This window comes from Methylobacterium sp. J-118, assembly GCF_057836565.1.
On record NZ_JBYQFA010000001.1, the window covers coordinates 1,268,529 to 1,281,607 of the forward strand.

Sequence of the window (13,079 nt, forward strand, 5' to 3'; positions counted from 1 at the left end):
TCCGACGCAGAACGCCCGCGGCACGCGCCGGTTCGGTGGCACCCGCCGGGGAGGTCGGCCAAGGCGGGCTCCGGATGGCGGCGGAGCAGCTCGGTTAATCGTCGCGGTAGACCCGCTCCCGGCGCTCGTGCCGTTCCTGGGCTTCGAGGGACATGGTGGCGATCGGCCTGGCATCGAGGCGGCGCAGCGAGATCGGTTCGCCGGTCTCCTCGCAGAATCCGTAGGAGCCGTCCTCCAGCCGGGCGAGGGCCGCATCGATCTTGCCGGTGAGCTTGCGCTGCCGGTCCCGCGCCCGCAGCTCGATCGCCCGGTCCGTCTCGGACGATGCCCGGTCGGCGAGGTCGGGATGGTTCTCGTTCTCGGTCTGGAGCGCGACGAGGGTGTCCTGCGCCTCGCGCAGGATGTCATTCTTCCAGCCCAGCAGCTTGCGTCGGAAATATTCGCGCTGCCGGTCATTCATGAAGGGCTCGTCGTCGGACGGGACGTAGCCGTCCTCCAGCGTCACCTTCGCCATGCGTCACCCTCGCTGGATCGTAAGACCGCCCACCAGGGGATGGCCGGTGCGCGGCGATAACGTGAGGTGCCGTATAGTCGAGGCGCCCAATCGCGACAACGCACACGGAAGCGGGGCCCATAAAGCGCCGCCACTGTCCAGCCGCGTGCGGCAAACAAGCCACGCTACAGCGCTTTTACTCTGTCACCGGCCTCCGCAGCCGTTCGATCGCGGCGGCGATCTCCGCCGTGAGGGGCCGGGCCAGGCCCAGGCGGAAATGCGTCTGGTCGAAGAACAGGTCCGGATCCGCCGCCTCGGGGCGCCCGTCGCGCCAATCCACCACCGTGCTCGACCGGTGCGTCGCCAGCGCGGCGCGAACCTCGGAGCGGCAGGTGGCCTCGGCCGCCGCCCGGGGACTGCCGGGCGGCGGCTCGGCGCGGGCATAGACCGGCGGAAAGACCACCACCACCGGCGTCTCGGCGGGGACCCGCGCGAGCTCCGCCCGGAGCCGTCCGGCGATCGGGAACGGGCCGCCATGCTGCGGCTCGGGCCCGGGGCCTACGGGCCTCTCCAGGGCTGCCTTCTTGGCGGGATCGATGCCGAAGCCCTGGCCGAGATAGTTGCGCTCGTAATCCCACCAGCCGTCGGGGGCGGCGTTCCTGCGGCCGGGGTTCAGGAGCCAGCCGAGGCGGTTGATCGTCTCCTGCGCGGCCGGGAAGCGCACGAGTCCCCCGAGGTAGTCGGGCCAGCCGCCGAGCAGCCAGAAGGGAAACCCATGCTCGCTCGGGAAGCTCGGATCGTCCGCGCACCAGAACGCGTCGGCCGAGAGCACGAGGGCGGCGGGCCGCGCATGGTGCTGCAAATACCAGTCGAGGAGTGCGAACTGCTCCGCCGGACCGGTGGCCGGCACCGAGAGCTGGACGAACGGGATGCCGGTGAGCCGGGTCAGCGTCGCCGGCTCGATGAGCTGGATGTGCGAGTTGCCGATCACCGCGCCCGTAAAGGCCGGATCGCGCCCGCGCACGGCCGATGCGGTGCGGGGCCCCTGCGGCCGGACCGCGCCGCGGGACAGCAGGGTCGAGCGGCCGGTATCGTAGGGATCGACCAGCACCGCCAGGGCGAGATAGGCCGCGAACACGCCGAAGACGGATAGGATCAGGGCGCGGGCGAAGCCGCGCCAGTCCTGGTCCGAGGGGAGTCGGGGGGCCGCCATCCTCAGAACTGGAAGTAGATGAACTCGTAGTTCGCATCGTCGCCGATCTTCAGCAGGACGATCACGAACAGGAGCGCGAAGCCGAAGGCGAGCAGGCGCCGCGACGGCAGGCGGTGGACCGCCGTCCAGGCGGTCGGCCCGACCGTGGCGACGAGGGCGGCGACCGCGATGGTGCGCCACTTGAAGCCGGAGCCCCGGGGCGCCAGCCCGAACAGGCCCTTGAACAGGAGGATCGCCGCCTCGAAGCTCGTCGCCCGGAACAGGACCCAGGTCAGCATCACGAACAGGCTGGTCAGCAGCCAACCCAGCGGCGCGGGGATCACCAGCCGCGTGCGGCGGGCCAGCAGGCCGGCGCCGAGGCCGAGCCCGTGTAGGCCGCCCCAGGCCAGGAAGGTCGGGCCGGCCCCGTGCCACAACCCGCCGAGCGTCATGGTGGCCAGGAGCGCGCCGACCTGGCGCGGCAGCCCGTGCCGGTTCCCGCCCATCGGGATGTACAGGTAATCGCGCAGGAAGCGCGACAGGGTCATGTGCCAGCGCCGCCAGAAGTCGCGCAGCGACGTGGCGCGGTAGGGCGCGTCGAAGTTCTGCGGCAGGACGAGACCGAACAGCAGCGCGATGCCGAGCGCCATGTCGGTATAGCCGGAGAAGTCGAAATAGATCTGGAAGGTGAAGCCCAGCGTCGCCTGCCACGCCTCGGCGACGGTGACGACCTTGCCGGAAGCGGCGGCCTGGAACACCGGATTGACGTAGGCCGCGAGCGGATCGCCGAGGAACACCTTCTTGGCGAGGCCGACCGTCAGCAGCATCAGGCCGCGGCTGAAGCGCTCGGCGGCGTCCGGCCGGGCGTAGGGCGCCGCGTCGAACTGGTGCATGATCTCGCTCCAGCGCACGAGCGGGCCGGCGAGAACCTGCGGGAAGAAGGCGATGTAGAGGGCGTATTTCACCAGCCCGAAGGCGGGCGCCCGGCCGGCCCGGAGGTCGGCGAGGTACATGATGTGGTGGAAGGTGAAGAACGAGATGCCGAGCGGCAGGGCGAGGCCGAGCCGCGGCGCCCCGAGGCCGGGGATCAGGTTGGCGAGGTCGGCGAAGAAGTCAAGATACTTGAACACCCCGAGCAGGGCGAGGTTTGCCGCGATGGCCGCCGGGATCAGCCAGCGGCCGGGCCAGCGGCGATAGAGGCGGGCCACGCTCCAGTTCGCCAGGATCGAGCCGGCGAGCAGCGGCACGAAGCGGATGTCCCACCAGCCGTAGAACACGAACGAGAGGCCGACGAGGAGCGGCAGCCGCCAGGCCGGCGCGGCGCGCGCCACCAGCCCGTGCAGGACCAGGGCGGCCGGCAGGAACGCGAGAAGGAAAACGAAGGAGTTGAACAGCATCGGGCGAGGCGGCGAGGAAGGCGCCGGATGGGCCGCCGTTGTCTCCGACCGGGAGGGACCGCCTTGTCGGGGATCGGCGCGGGCGCGTCAATCGGGGTTCCGCTTGTCACAGATCGAGCTCGATGACCCGGGCCGGCTCGCCTACCGAGAGGCCGGGTTCCGGCCGAAGCGTCCCCGGGACAGGGCCCGCTCCGTCATCCCCCCCCGCGCCGGGCCGCCTCGATGGTCAGGCCGAGGCCGACCGAACCGAACGTGTCGCCCTCCACCACCCGGGCGGCCGGCAGCGCCGCGGTCAGGGCGGCGCGCAGGTGCGGCAGGCCGGTGGAGCCGCCGGTGAGGAACAGGGCGTCGATCCGCTCCGGCGCCAGCTCCGCCTGGACGAGGCAGCGCCCGATCCGGGCCGCCACCGCCCGGGCGAGGTCGCCCGTCTGCGCGGCGAGGCGCGCGCGATCCACCGGCACCGACAGCCCACGCTCCACGAGGCCGAGATCGAGATCCGTCCCGCCCTCTTCCGAGGCCGCGATCTTGGCGCCCTCCACCGCCCCCGCCAGGGCATGGCCGCGCTCGCCCTCCACCGCCTCGCGCAGCCGCGCGACGAGCTCGGGGCGGGCGCAATCGCGGATCACCTCGTCGATCTCGCGCAAGGTCTTCTGATTGTAGAGGCGGTTGATCGCCGACCACGTGGCGAGGTCGTGATAGTAGGCGTTCGGCACGGCGAGGTCGCCCCGGCGCATCGGGCTGCCGAGGCCGAGGAGCGGCATCACCGTGCCGAGGCTGAGCTGCCGGTCGAAATCGGTGCCGCCGATGCGCACGCCATCATTGGCCAGGATGTCGCCAGCGCGATCCACCCGGCGCCTCCGCTCGGGCGACAGGCGCACGATGGAGAAATCCGAGGTGCCGCCGCCGATATCGGCGACCAGGGCGATCTCCTCCGACCGGACCTGCCGCTCGTAGTCGAGGGCGGCGGCGATCGGCTCGTACTGGAACGAGACCTCGCGGAATCCGACGTCGCGCGCGATGGCGCGCAGCGTGTCCTCGGCCCGGCGATCGGCCTCCGGGTCGCCGTCCACGAAATGGACCGGGCGGCCGTGGACCACGCTGTCGAGGGGCGCGTCGCAGGCCGCCTCGGCCCGCGCCTTCACCGCGGTCAGGTAACGGGCGATCACGTCGCGCAGGCGCAGGCGCTGGCGGCCGACCGGGGTCGCCTCGTCCATCAGCGGCGTGCCGAGCACCGATTTGAGGCCGCGCATCAGCCGCCCCGACAGGCCGTCCACATAGGCCGCCGTGGCGGCTCGCCCGATCACCGGCTCGCGGCCGAGTTCGAAGAAGATCGCGCTGGGGATCGTGCGGTGCGCGCCCTCCAGCGGCAGCAGGATCGGCCCGTCGGGACCCGCATGCCCCAGGGTGGTGTTCGACGTGCCGAAATCGAGGCCGCAGGCCGCCATCGTGTTGGGGATCCGGATGTTTCGAGCAGGGCCGTGGGGCCTACAGGTCCGCCCGGTCCGGGTCCAGGCCGGTTACGGCTTGGCTGGTATGGCGGGAAGCGTGGACAGCGCCATCGCGGGGGCCCCGGAACCGGCGCCGGCATGCTATGAGGCGCCATGCGTTCCGACATCGATCTCGGCCTGACCGGCGAGCGCCCCGCGCTCCTCGACCTCACCGAACTGCTCGCCACGCGGCTGCTGGTGCAGGGCAATTCAGGCTCCGGCAAGTCGCACCTGCTGCGGCGCCTGCTGGAGCAGAGCGCCGGGCTCGTGCAGCAGGCGATCATCGACCCGGAGGGCGATTTCGCCAGTCTGGCCGACCGTTATGGCCACGTCGTGGTGGAGGCCGACGGCGACGACGCCGCCCTGCAGCGGATCGCCGCGCGGGTGCGCACCCACCGGGTCTCCGTGGTGCTGTCGCTGGAGAACCTCGACGCCGACGGGCAGATGCGCGCCGCGGCCGCGTTCCTCGGCGGGCTGTTCGATGCCGACCGGGACCATTGGTACCCGATGCTGGTGGCGGTGGACGAGGCCCAGCTCTTCGCCCCGGCCGCCGCCGGCGAGGTCTCGGACGAGGCGCGGCGCCTCTCCCTCGGCGCGATGACCAACCTGATGTGCCGCGGGCGCAAGCGCGGCCTGGCCGGGATCATCGCCACGCAGCGCCTCGCCAAGCTCGCCAAGAACGTCGCGGCCGAGGCGTCGAATTTTCTGATGGGCCGGACATTCCTGGACATCGACATGGCCCGCGCCGCTGACCTCCTGGGACTGGAGCGCCGGCAGGCCGAGACGTTCCGCGATCTGCCGCGCGGGCATTTCGTGGCCCTCGGGCCGGCCCTGTCGCGCCGCCCGCTCACCATCGCGGTCGGTCCGACCGAGACGGTGAGCCGGAGTTCCTCGCCGGTGCTCGTCCCCCTGCCCGACGCGCTGGAGGACGCCCGGTCCCTGATCCTCACGGCGAGCCCGGAGGAGGTCTCGGTGCCCTTCGCGCCCCGCCCGAAGCCGCGTCCGGCACCGGCCCCGGACGTGCTGGTGCAGCTGGCGAACTACCGGCCGCCGGTTCCCGTGGAGGAACCGGAGGAGGAGCCGATGGATCCGGAGGCGCGCGAGGCGGCCCTGTCCGAGGTTCTGGCTTCGGTGCTGGCGGATGCCGATGCGGCGGCCTGCACCCCCGCGACGCTCTACCAGGACTTCACGGTCCGGTGCCGGATCCGGCGCCTGCGCGGCGACACGATGGGCCTGCCGGAATTCAAGCGCCGGCTCGCGGTGGCCCGGGCCGAGGCCGGGGGCGCGGTCGCCGACAATTCCACCTGGGAGCGCGCCCAGGAGATCGCGGCCGGTTTGCCGGACGACCTCGCCGGGCTGTTCCTGGTCGTGGCCCGGGCGGCGATCGAGGGCGCCCCCTGCCCCACAGACACCATGCTGGCCGAGGCCTACGGCACCAGCTCGGGCGGCCGCGCCCGGCGGATGCTGGCCTATCTGGAGGAGCGCGGCGCCATCGTCACCCGCAAGGACCTGCGCGGCGCGCCGATCATCGCGGTGCCGGATCTCGGCGTGGAGACCGGGCCGGGCGAACCGCAGATGCTGCCGACCGGACCGAAGCGGCGGACGGGGTAAGGCGCCCTGGTCAGACGCTGCGCCGGCTTTCGAGCTTGGCGAGTTCCACCGCCGCACGCAGCTCGATCTCGGCCATGAGCCCGTCGAGCCGCGGATCCCCCGAGGGGCCCGGGCGTTCGGCGAGGCGGGACGCGATGGCGCGCAAGTCCTGCGGCGCGACCCGGCCGCCCAGCAGGGCGGCCTTCAGCCGGTCGAGGCCGTCGAGGAGATCCTGACCGCGCTTGGCCGAGCGACGCCGCCGCTCCTGCGGCGTCTCGCTCTCGGTCTGGAGGAGCAGGACCGCGTCCAGGCCGGTGAGCGTCGCCGCCGCCGCGGGGGCACCGGCGCCGGTGGCGGCACCGGGGGTCGCGCCGAGGCTGAAGCCTGCGCCGCCCTCGGTCCGCCGGAGGGTGGCGACGCCGCCTGCGCCCTGGATCGGCTGGCGAGTCTCGACGCGCATGATCCGGTTCGCGTTGCTCCAAGCGCTCCTGCGCAGGGCTCGAAATTCGGCCCGCAGGGTTAAGCGCGGGTAAACAAGCCGGCAGAAGCTGCCGGGTCGGCAGCATCGGTACCGGTCGATCGTGATGGGTCGCGGCATGCCGGCCGGATAATGATCTCTTTTGTCAGCGACTTACCGGAAATTCTCGGGTGGCATGACGCTGGCAGGAGGGGGGCAGGTCCGTTCACCCTCGAAAAACCCGGCATGCGCCCGAGCCACCCCTGCAGTCTCATCGGATCGGTCCTCGCCGCACTCGCTGCGGGCGTGCTGCTCCTGGCGGCGATGTCCGGCCCGGCGCTCGCCCTGTCGCGGGTCAAGGACCTCGCCTCCATCGAGGGCGTGCGCCAGAACCAACTCGTCGGCTACGGCATCGTCGTCGGCCTGAACGGCACCGGCGACACGCTGAACAACATCCCGTTCACCAAGCAATCGCTGCAGGCGATGCTGGAGCGCCTCGGCGTCAACACCCGCGGGGCCACGATGCGCACGCAGAACCTCGCCGCCGTGATGGTGACGGCGAGCCTGCCCCCCTTCGCCGCGCAGGGCACCCGTATCGACGTGACGGTCTCCTCGCTGGGCGACGCCAAATCGCTCCAGGGTGGCACCCTGCTGGTGACGCCGCTGCTCGGCGCCGACGGCGAGGTCTACGCCCTGGCGCAGGGCTCGGTGGCGATCGCGGGCTTCGCCGCGGAGGGGGCCGCCGCCAAGATCACCCGGGGCGTGCCCACCAACGGACGCATCTCCAACGGCGCCAACATCGAGCGCGAGATCGCCTTCAAGCTGAACGACGCCAAGTCTCTGCGCCTGTCGCTGCGCAATCCCGACTTCACCACGTCCAAGCGGATCGCCGCAGCGATCAACGACTTCATGGGCGCCGATACGGCCGAGCCCACGGACCCCGCCACCGTCACGATCCAGATCCCGGCCCGCTACAACGGCAATATGATCCGGCTGATCACCGAGGTGGAGCAGCTCAAGGTCGAGCCCGACCAGACCGCCCGGGTGGTCGTGGACGAGCGCTCCGGCATCATCGTGATGGGCCGCGACGTGCACGTCTCCACGGTGGCGATCGCCCAGGGCAACCTGACCATCACGATCACCGAGCAGCCGCAGGTGAGCCAGCCGGCGCCCCTGTCCAACGGCCGCACCGTCGTGGTGCCGCGCACCGCGCTGAAGGTCGATACCGGCGAGGGCAACAAGCTCGCCCTGGTCAAGGAGGGCGTGAGCCTGCGGGAACTGGTCGACGGCCTCAACGCCCTCGGCGTCGGCCCCCGCGACCTGATCTCGATCCTGCAGGCGATCAAGGCGGCCGGCGCCCTGCAGGCCGATATCGAACTGATGTGACGCGTCCGAGCGCGGAGGGCCCGACCATGCTGCAACTCGCCAACGTCACCGCCGCCGCCAGCGTCGGGACCTCCGTCGCCGGGGGGGCGGTCGACGGGATCGTCAAGACCGCCAACCAGGCCAAGGCCTGGAAGACCGCGACCGAGTTCGAATCGATGTTCCTGGAATCCAGCCTCGACCGGCTGACCCAGTCGGAGGGTACCGACGGCCCCCTCGGCGAGAACGGCACCGGCGGCGGTGTCTACCGCTCGATGCTGACCAAGGAATATGCGGGACAGATCGTGAAGAACGGCGGCGTCGGTATCGCCGCTTCGGTCTTTCATGAGATCATGAAGATGCAGGGAGCACCGAGCGATGGAACGACCCATGCAGCGGGCTGAGCCGCTCCGCGTCGCCGACCGCGTCACCGCGGAGGCGCTGGTCGCGGGGGTGCTCGCCAACATGGCCGCTCTCGAGGCGGTGCTGGCCGACGAGGCGGCGCATGTCCGTGCCGGCCGGCTGCGGGAGGGGATCGCGGCGGCCGAGCCCAAGGCCGCCCTGGCCGGCGCCTACATGCAGGGGCTGGAGGTCGCCAAGGCGAACGCCGTGGCGCTGAAGCGCTTCCATCCGGACGGGGTCGAGAACCTGCGGTCGGCACACCGCCGTTTCACCGCGGCCGTCGAGGCGAACCAGACGGTGCTCGCCAGCGCCAAAACCGTGTCGGAGGGCCTGATCAAGTCGCTCGCTGAGGAGATCGGACGGGCGCAGATGCCGACGGGCTACGGCCGCCAGAGTCCGGCCCCCTCGCCCTACGGGCGCGGCGTGCGCAGCGGGCCGCTGGTCCTGTCGCGGAACCTGTAGGGTCCGGCGCTCAGCGCCGGCCGTTACCGAACCGCAGGTAGGTCCGCACCTCACCGAGATCCGTGTCGGCGCGGTTGTCGATGGCGAGGCGGCCGGCGACGACGGGGGCCGCCGCGGCGGCGTGCCCGGTGCGCAGGTCCATCCCGGCGGCGACGTGCCCGGACACGCGGATGCAGGAAGCGCTGCCCGGCAGGCGGACGAAGCCCGGTCCCTTCGACGGGCACGGAACCGGCCCGGGCGTGACCGGCGCCTTCTGCAGGTCGATCGCCAGAGCGGACCCCGCGAGGGACAGGATCATCGCCAGGGCGGCGACCGGCTGGAGCCGCCCGCGCATCTTAGGCGGCCCGGCGCGGCGGATGCCGGTACGGCCGATCGATAGAACCCTCGACCGCACCGATGAACGGGTCGGGATCCGGCCTCTGGACGCGCAGCCGGGCGAAGCCGCGCAGCGGGATGTCGAGGGCAATGCCGCGATCGTCGAGCCGCCCGCAACCGGGGACGGGGGTGTCGGCCGCCCGCTCGGCCGGGACGGTCGCGCCGATCCGCGGGGCGCCGCCGAGACCGCGGACGAGTGCGACAGGTTCGGACGGCGACATGCGGACCTCTCCTCGGGTGGGCGACGGAGCGGCGGCGCGTCCGGTTTCCACGATTCACTGTGGGAAAGCGGCGAGACTAAGATTGCGGCGATCGCGGGCGATCCGCTTCCGCACACGGCTGCGCGATCATCGTAGCGCGCGTGACCGGACCGGGCTTAGCTGATGTAGTTGACCAGCGAAAGCTTCGAGAGCGTGGAGGTGATCTGGTAGCTCGCCTGGAGCCGGTTCTGCACGTCGAGGAGCTTGGCGATGACTTCCTCGGTGGGCGCCTGCTCGATCCCGTCCAGCGTGTTCTGCACGGTGTTCTGCGTGGCCGCGTTGGTGGTGCCGGCGTTGGTCAGCCGGGCGGCGGCGATCGAGAGCTGGGTGACCGTGTTCTGGACGCCGGAACTGCCGTCGGTCGAGGAGAGCAACGCGCCGGCGCGGTTCATCACGGTTTGATAAGCCGTGCCGGTGGTGTCGTCGTTGGTCGTGGGCAGGGCGAAGGCCATCGTGGCCAGGCCGGCGAGGACGTTCTGTACCGCCGGATCGATCGCGCGCGCGCCCGTGCCGATGTTGGACGTCGCGCTGACCTGGATCGACTGGCTGTCGAGCGCCGACGTCGGGGTGTTCGACGCGGTGTAGGTGTTCTCGCCCTGATACCACAGCACCGTGTCGGCCGCGGTGGCGGGTCGGTAGCCGATCGGGTTGTTGCTGGCATCGTACTGGATGCGCTCGGGCATGATCCCGGTGCCCGTCAGGCCGCCTTTCGCCGAGCCCGTGAAGAAACTCGACGCGGCGTCGGCGGTGGCGTTCACCGCCAGGGTGCCGCTGGCCAGACCCTTGAGCGCCTTGTTCAGGGTCGCCGACAGGTTGTTCATCGTATCGGAGGTGCTCGACCCGATCGCGAAACTGGTGGTCGAGGTCGCGTCCGCTGTGGTCGCGGCCTTGAGGGTGAGGGTCTGCGAAGTGCCGTCCGGCAACGTCAGCGAGATGGTCGCGCTGTCGCCGGGCTGGGGCTGCGCCGTCAGGTTGAGGGTGAAGGAGGCCGGGCTGGGGCTCGCGGCGGCCGTGTAGGTGGCGCTGAGCGCCGATCCCGTCACCGTCGGTGCCGCGGCCAGGGTGAAGCCGAACTTGGTCCGGGTCTGGCTGTCCGCCTCGTCGGTGACCGTCACCGCGGTGCCGGTGTTGGTCGAAGACGGGGTCGGCGTCTGGGTGAGCCGGCCGTTCTGGTTGGGTCCGACCTCGGCATCGACCCGTTCCGCGATCACCGCGGAGAGGCCGGCGACGGTTTGGCCCTGGCTGCCGGTCGTCCCGTTGAGGAGCGTGTCCGCATCGACCACCGGCTGGGTGCTGGCATCGCCGCCGCCGAACAGATAGTTGCCCGCCGCCGATTGGTTGAGCGCATCGAGTGCCGTCTGCAGGTCCCCCAACGCGGTCGAGCGGCCCGAGACCGAACTGGTCGCCACACTCTGCAGACCGTTGTTCAGGGTCTGGCTGGCACTCGTCCCGAGGGTCGCGACCTGGGTGAGGCTCGTCACGGCGAGGTTCGTCCGCGTCTGGCCGGCCGTGATGCCGGCCGCGTAGCCGCCGAGCGCGCTCAACGTCGCCTGGGCGCCGAGGGCCGTCGACCGCCCGGAACCGAGGCCGCCGTAGGTCTGCGACACCTGTCCGCTCGAGACCTGGTTCGATAGGTCGTTGAGCTGGTTCTTCAGGGTCGTGAGCTGCGCGGCATTCCGGGTCGTCAGGTAGGAGCCGGCCGCGAAGGGGGCGATCGTGGTCATGATCAGATCTGCAGCAGCTGGTTGAGCATGTCGCGGGCCGCGGTCAGCACGCGGGCATTGGCGCCGTAGGCGGTCTGCAGGGCGATCAGGTTCGACATCTCCTGATCGATATTGACCCCGGCCCCGGCCGAGAACCGGCTCTGCGCGGTGGAGAGCGCGGTCTGCTGGCTGGAATCGATGGCCGTCGAATTGGCGGAGGCGGCCCCCTGCGCGGCGATGATGTCCTGCGCGAAACCCGCCACGGTGGCGCTGTAGGGCGCCGAGACCCCGCCGATGCCGCTCGACGACGAGAAGGTCTGCTGGGTGGAGGTCAGCGCCGCGTAGAGTTGCTGCGCCCGTGTGCCGGACGCGTTCGTGTTGGCCGCGCTCGTCGAGCTCGCCGCGGCCGAGAGCGCCGCCGTGTCGCCGGACAGGGTCGGGTTGACCGCGATGCGCTGCGCGAATCCGGTGAGCTTCGAGCCGCCGTCGAAGCTGCCGGTGTAGACCGCGTTGTTCGCGCCGTCGACGAACAGGGCCAGCGACGGGTTGCCGGTATACAGGTCGGTCGCGGAAACCGCGGTGACGTTGGCGGTGGCCGCGGTCACCGCGGGTGCGCTCCCGGACGCGGGCCCGATCGTGACCGAACTGCCGGTCATCGTCGCGGTCAATCCCAGATTGAGATTGCCCAGCGCCGCATTGATCGAGTCGGCGTAGGTCGCCGTCCCGCTGGGGATCTTGAAGGTCTGCACCAGGGCGGTGGAATCGTTGGTCTCGCTCGCGGGGACCGACGTGGCATTGGCGTCGGACGCGATCAGGATGACGTTGCGGACCGCCCCGTTCACCGTCACCGGGATGGTGATCGTGTTGCCGGCCTTCATCCCGGTCGGGTCGATCGTCGCCGAGGTCCCGTCCGAGGTCCCGGTCACGGTCTTGTCGGTCAGCGAACTCGCCAGGCCGGCGGCGAGGTCGTCGAGCTGGCGCTGCGCCTGCGGCAGGGTCTGATCGCGCAGCTCGAGCTGGGCGGCGAGGCTTCCGGAGCGCAGCACGCCGGGCTCGCCGAGATCGATCTTGCCGCCACCCGGCAGCGTGGCGGTGATCGTGCCGACCGAGCGCGGCGTGGACGTGGCGGACGAGTTCGCGCTGAGCGTGCCGCGGCCGTCGAAGCTCAGGGTCGCCGCGTTGCCGCGATCGACCAGGGTGGCGCCCGACTGGGTGAGGACGGTGACCGTGCCGTCGCTCTGCGGCGTGGCTTTGACATCCATGTAGCTCGACAGGCTGTTGATCGCCTGGTCGCGCTGGTCCTGCAGGTCGGCGACCGACGTGCTGTCCGTGGTGTTCTGGATCTTGGTGTTGAGTTTCGCGATGTTCGAGAGGAGCGCGCTGGCCGAAGTCGTGTCGGTTCCGAGCTGCGCCTCGATCCCGGTGCGCAGGGTCTGCACCGTGTTGGCGGCGCTGTTGATCTGACCGGCCAGTGCCGTCGCGTTGCCGAGGACGGTCGTCCGGGCCGCCGCGGAGGTCGGATTGGCGGCGAGTTGCTGCAGCGACTGCGTGAAGGTGTTCAGCGTGCCGTCGAGGGCCGTCGCACTGCCGGGGGTTCCGTAGAGGGCGTCGAGCTGAGAGCCGATGCTGGCCTTCGTGCTGGTATAGGCGGCGCCGGACGTCTCAAGGCGCAGTTGGTTCAGGGCGGCTGCGTCGAAGCTTCGGGTGACCGTCCCGGCAGCGACCCCCAGGTTGTTGGTCCCGGTGGCGACCGGCGTGAGCGTCCGCTTGACGTAGCCGGCCGTCCCGGCATTGGCGACGTTCAGCGAGACGACGTTGATCGCCGCCTGCGTGGCCGCAAGCCCGGCGGTCGCATTGGAGAGCGCGTTCAGCGACATGTCGAAGCCTCCTCAGCGCTCC

Annotated in this window: 13 protein-coding genes; 4 read left to right on the forward strand and 9 right to left on the reverse strand. The window is 71.2% G+C overall.

Features of this window, described 5'->3' with window-relative positions; genetic code table 11:
- Positions 1-94: 94 nt before the first annotated feature.
- From dksA to AC3IF3_RS06145, 4 genes are all read right to left on the reverse strand, one after another.
- On the reverse strand, positions 95-514 hold the full coding sequence (gene dksA, locus AC3IF3_RS06130) for an RNA polymerase-binding protein DksA (protein WP_243972910.1): 420 nt from the start codon (positions 512-514) through the stop codon (positions 95-97).
- Between the two features lie 175 nt (positions 515-689).
- Positions 690-1,706, reverse strand: coding sequence for a hypothetical protein (locus AC3IF3_RS06135; RefSeq protein ID WP_489227835.1), 1,017 nt, complete (start codon positions 1,704-1,706; stop codon positions 690-692).
- Between the two features lie 2 nt (positions 1,707-1,708).
- Positions 1,709-3,082, reverse strand: a complete 1,374-nt coding sequence (locus AC3IF3_RS06140) for an MBOAT family O-acyltransferase (RefSeq protein WP_489227836.1) — start codon at positions 3,080-3,082, stop codon at positions 1,709-1,711.
- Between the two features lie 194 nt (positions 3,083-3,276).
- A complete protein-coding gene (locus AC3IF3_RS06145) occupies positions 3,277-4,527 on the reverse strand; it encodes an Hsp70 family protein (protein ID WP_489227837.1) in 1,251 nt (416 codons plus the stop codon).
- A 156-nt stretch (positions 4,528-4,683) separates the two neighbouring features.
- On the opposite strand from AC3IF3_RS06145, the gene AC3IF3_RS06150 reads away from it, so the two are divergent.
- Positions 4,684-6,180 (forward strand): helicase HerA domain-containing protein, encoded by a 1,497-nt coding sequence (locus AC3IF3_RS06150; protein WP_243972918.1) that lies wholly within the window; start codon positions 4,684-4,686, stop codon positions 6,178-6,180.
- A 10-nt stretch (positions 6,181-6,190) separates the two neighbouring features.
- Here AC3IF3_RS06150 and AC3IF3_RS06155 read toward each other — a convergent pair whose 3' ends face one another.
- Positions 6,191-6,619 (reverse strand): flagellar assembly protein FliX, encoded by a 429-nt coding sequence (locus tag AC3IF3_RS06155; protein ID WP_489220138.1) that lies wholly within the window; start codon positions 6,617-6,619, stop codon positions 6,191-6,193.
- Between the two features lie 243 nt (positions 6,620-6,862).
- Between AC3IF3_RS06155 and AC3IF3_RS06160 the strand changes: the two genes are divergently transcribed.
- Genes AC3IF3_RS06160 through AC3IF3_RS06170 form a run of 3 tightly spaced genes read left to right on the forward strand, consistent with a single transcriptional unit; the run spans position 6,863 to position 8,842 of the window.
- Positions 6,863-8,002 carry a flagellar basal body P-ring protein FlgI gene (locus AC3IF3_RS06160; protein WP_489227838.1) on the forward strand — a complete coding sequence of 380 codons (1,140 nt, stop codon included), beginning with the start codon at positions 6,863-6,865 and terminating at the stop codon, positions 8,000-8,002.
- Between the two features lie 26 nt (positions 8,003-8,028).
- Entirely contained in the window at positions 8,029-8,382 is a 354-nt protein-coding gene (locus tag AC3IF3_RS06165; protein ID WP_489227840.1) for a rod-binding protein, read from the forward strand.
- Complete coding sequence (locus AC3IF3_RS06170) at positions 8,369-8,842, forward strand: hypothetical protein (RefSeq protein WP_489231253.1); 474 nt, start codon at positions 8,369-8,371, stop codon at positions 8,840-8,842. Before AC3IF3_RS06165 ends, AC3IF3_RS06170 begins: the two co-directional genes overlap by 14 nt.
- A 10-nt stretch (positions 8,843-8,852) precedes the next feature.
- Here AC3IF3_RS06170 and AC3IF3_RS06175 read toward each other — a convergent pair whose 3' ends face one another.
- The 4 genes from AC3IF3_RS06175 to flgK all read right to left on the reverse strand — a co-directional run bounded on the left by AC3IF3_RS06175 (position 8,853) and on the right by flgK (position 13,057).
- Positions 8,853-9,176, reverse strand: a complete 324-nt coding sequence (locus AC3IF3_RS06175; protein ID WP_489220139.1) for a hypothetical protein — start codon at positions 9,174-9,176, stop codon at positions 8,853-8,855.
- Position 9,177: 1 nt separating this feature from the next.
- Complete coding sequence (locus tag AC3IF3_RS06180; protein ID WP_243972930.1) at positions 9,178-9,438, reverse strand: hypothetical protein; 261 nt, start codon at positions 9,436-9,438, stop codon at positions 9,178-9,180.
- 155 nt (positions 9,439-9,593) lie between these two features.
- Positions 9,594-11,201, reverse strand: coding sequence for a flagellin (locus tag AC3IF3_RS06185; RefSeq protein WP_489227841.1), 1,608 nt, complete (start codon positions 11,199-11,201; stop codon positions 9,594-9,596).
- A gap of 2 nt (positions 11,202-11,203) precedes the next feature.
- Positions 11,204-13,057 carry a flagellar hook-associated protein FlgK gene (gene flgK, locus AC3IF3_RS06190; RefSeq protein ID WP_489227843.1) on the reverse strand — a complete coding sequence of 618 codons (1,854 nt, stop codon included), beginning with the start codon at positions 13,055-13,057 and terminating at the stop codon, positions 11,204-11,206.
- Positions 13,058-13,079: the final 22 nt, after the last annotated feature.

Bases quoted from the DNA above. Each gene is read 5' to 3' on its own strand.
- dksA (WP_243972910.1), bottom strand. From the start codon at position 514: ATGGCGAAGGTGACGCTGGAGGACGGCTACGTCCCGTCCGACGACGAG.
- AC3IF3_RS06135 (WP_489227835.1), bottom strand. From the start codon at position 1,706: ATGGCGGCCCCCCGACTCCCCTCGGACCAGGACTGGCGCGGCTTCGCC.
- AC3IF3_RS06140 (WP_489227836.1), bottom strand. From the start codon at position 3,082: ATGCTGTTCAACTCCTTCGTTTTCCTTCTCGCGTTCCTGCCGGCCGCC.
- AC3IF3_RS06145 (WP_489227837.1), bottom strand. From the start codon at position 4,527: ATGGCGGCCTGCGGCCTCGATTTCGGCACGTCGAACACCACCCTGGGG.
- AC3IF3_RS06150 (WP_243972918.1), top strand. From the start codon at position 4,684: ATGCGTTCCGACATCGATCTCGGCCTGACCGGCGAGCGCCCCGCGCTC.
- AC3IF3_RS06155 (WP_489220138.1), bottom strand. From the start codon at position 6,619: ATGCGCGTCGAGACTCGCCAGCCGATCCAGGGCGCAGGCGGCGTCGCC.
- AC3IF3_RS06160 (WP_489227838.1), top strand. From the start codon at position 6,863: ATGCGCCCGAGCCACCCCTGCAGTCTCATCGGATCGGTCCTCGCCGCA.
- AC3IF3_RS06165 (WP_489227840.1), top strand. From the start codon at position 8,029: ATGCTGCAACTCGCCAACGTCACCGCCGCCGCCAGCGTCGGGACCTCC.
- AC3IF3_RS06170 (WP_489231253.1), top strand. From the start codon at position 8,369: ATGCAGCGGGCTGAGCCGCTCCGCGTCGCCGACCGCGTCACCGCGGAG.
- AC3IF3_RS06175 (WP_489220139.1), bottom strand. From the start codon at position 9,176: ATGCGCGGGCGGCTCCAGCCGGTCGCCGCCCTGGCGATGATCCTGTCC.
- AC3IF3_RS06180 (WP_243972930.1), bottom strand. From the start codon at position 9,438: ATGTCGCCGTCCGAACCTGTCGCACTCGTCCGCGGTCTCGGCGGCGCC.
- AC3IF3_RS06185 (WP_489227841.1), bottom strand. From the start codon at position 11,201: ATGACCACGATCGCCCCCTTCGCGGCCGGCTCCTACCTGACGACCCGG.
- flgK (WP_489227843.1), bottom strand. From the start codon at position 13,057: ATGTCGCTGAACGCGCTCTCCAATGCGACCGCCGGGCTTGCGGCCACG.